General features: G+C 50.1%; 4 protein-coding genes. All 4 read right to left on the bottom strand.

All coding sequences use genetic code 11. The features are described from left to right. Positions 1–126: 126 nt before the first annotated feature. Positions 127–342, bottom strand: coding sequence for a hypothetical protein (locus KJI95_RS19340; protein WP_214508836.1), 216 nt, complete (start codon positions 340–342; stop codon positions 127–129). Continuing rightward, positions 330–512 carry a hypothetical protein gene (locus KJI95_RS19335; RefSeq protein WP_214508835.1) on the bottom strand — a complete coding sequence of 61 codons (183 nt, stop codon included), beginning with the start codon at positions 510–512 and terminating at the stop codon, positions 330–332. The genes KJI95_RS19340 and KJI95_RS19335 overlap by 13 nt, the downstream gene beginning before the upstream one ends. Positions 513–519: 7 nt before the next feature. After that, positions 520–843 (bottom strand): single-stranded DNA-binding protein, encoded by a 324-nt coding sequence (locus KJI95_RS19330; RefSeq protein ID WP_214508834.1) that lies wholly within the window; start codon positions 841–843, stop codon positions 520–522. 11 nt (positions 844–854) lie between these two features. Then, positions 855–2059 (bottom strand): phage/plasmid replication protein, II/X family (locus tag KJI95_RS19325; RefSeq protein ID WP_250885970.1); only part of this gene is annotated, 1205 nt, incomplete at its 5' end.

Genomic DNA, 2059 nt, shown 5'->3' with positions numbered 1-2059 from the left:
TACATTGTGCGCATTTAGATGTGAGGCTGTTTGCGTGCTGCGGTGTTGGGCTCGATTATCGCTGTGGTCATGCGCCAGCACGTCGCTACGCTCAGGCTCCGCTAAGCTCCGTGCTTGGCGCTTTAATTAGCACGGCGCGTAGCCATCGAAATCTCCAGCGGCGAGCATCTGCTGCTGAAGCTCTGGCGTTAATGGGATGATTTCGAAGTTCTCTCCGAAGTCAGACGCCAGCTCTGTCCACATCATCTGTTTTGATTTCCATGTGTACCAGCCTTCGTTTGGGATAAACGTGATTGGCATGTCTGGCGTGGAGTCATCGAGATACACTTTTACTTTTGGCATTGCTCATCCTTGTGCGTTTTAACGATATCGATTAAGTCTGCAACCAGTACACAGTTTTGTGCGTGCAGATAACCCCGAGCTTGCTCGGTAGCGATGTCCTTCAACAAGAACTCATTGATGCTTTGGACTCGTTCCAGCAGCTCGGCCAGTTCCTTGAGTAGATTTTCCATTATGCACCTATCCTACAGAGATGCTACGCGCAACTGGTGCAACTTTGGGGCTTTCCTGAGAACTTTCACATGCAACCAGCTTCATGCCGAAGCGTTTCAGCTCCAGACCGCCGAAGTTGTTTACCATGAAGCTGGAACTGTCCACGGTATACATTCCGGCGCTATATGGTACGCCTTCATCGACTTGCAATTTCATCTGCACTGGGAACTTGCCGCCTAAGTACGCATACGCCACTTGTTCATGCAGTGTTCGCCCAGGCTTGCCGTCCTTGGGCGGCATGGTACGGGTATGGATTTTGGCATCTTCTTGGAATACTTCGATTTTTAACATGGTGACACTCCTTAGGCGTAAGCTCTAAATGGCAGTATGTTTGAGTGAGCCGATATCGGCATGTGATACCAGTCAGGTACAGGTAACGGTTTGATCTCAATTACCTCCGAGCGCCGCAGTGTTGGACACATACGGCTGACATCAAATCGCTGACTGATGTCCAGTCCGATAGCTTTCAGGCGGGATTTGTGTTCGTAGTACTGCCTTTCAGACAGGATTTCACGCAGGTCTGACCCATGTTGCCACATGGTGCAGTAAGACATGGTCGTGTTAGCCTGACGCAGGGTTTGAACCGCGCCCGCCGCAAGCAATTGATGTGCAATTGATTGGTGTTCATCGTGGGATATCTGGATAGTTTTCATAGCGTTCTCGATGTCTTTCAGGTGCGGATAAAAATCTTCTTCAGTGACGCGGCCGTAAAATTGCAGCTGATATCGTTTAAGCATGGCCTGTCTTATGCTGTGTTCTTCGCGTACTACACCGTGTAACTCGCAGTAATTAATCAGGTTTTCTAAATATTCAAGCCGCTCGACTGCGATACCGTCTTTCTTGCGTTTCTCCTTGTTCAGATGCCGTTTGATTTCCACATGTTTGTTGTAGAGCTTGGTCATCATCCACGTTGAACCTTCGCCCCAGTTACAGGTATGGCCGTCCGGATATAGCTTGGGTGCGCGACCACGGCCAATTTGCATGGATGACATACCGCGGATAAATGAGGCTTCTCTGCCCTGCCCGACTTCATGGTTTACCGTCCAGTCGATAGCGGTGATTTCGGCGCCGTTGCCGACAAGCTGAGCTTTCTTGCCTTCAGCTGTCTGGCGGTAATAGACGTGAGTGTTTTTGGTGAACGGGGGCAAGTTGAATTGGCTGAGTACATGATTGAAGACGTCAACGCATTCATCCAGTGTTTGGAGGCCGAACAGATTGTCCATGCGCTGCCAGCGTGACGGATTGCCTTCCACCCTGACCCGTTGACCATCGCAGCGAATGGTGAGCTTGGTACTGAATGACCCCTCGAGGACTTTCTGATTGACCGAGGGTGGCAAGTGCTCACCAGTTTCCATATCTATCCGCTCAATGACATGCGTACCGACCAGAGGCAAATTGCCCTCCGGATGGTCTTGCTGCATGAACAAGCGGTCGATGAAAAACAAGTGTGCCAAAACCCTGTCAAATACATTTTTCTGTATGCTAGCAGCAACAGAACTGTGTCTCA

This window comes from Shewanella jiangmenensis, from assembly GCF_018596335.1.
In the GTDB taxonomy this organism is placed as follows: domain Bacteria; phylum Pseudomonadota; class Gammaproteobacteria; order Enterobacterales; family Shewanellaceae; genus Shewanella; species Shewanella jiangmenensis.
The sequence above is the reverse complement of the archived record's forward strand: the minus strand, read 5'-3'. Positions and strand labels throughout refer to the sequence as shown.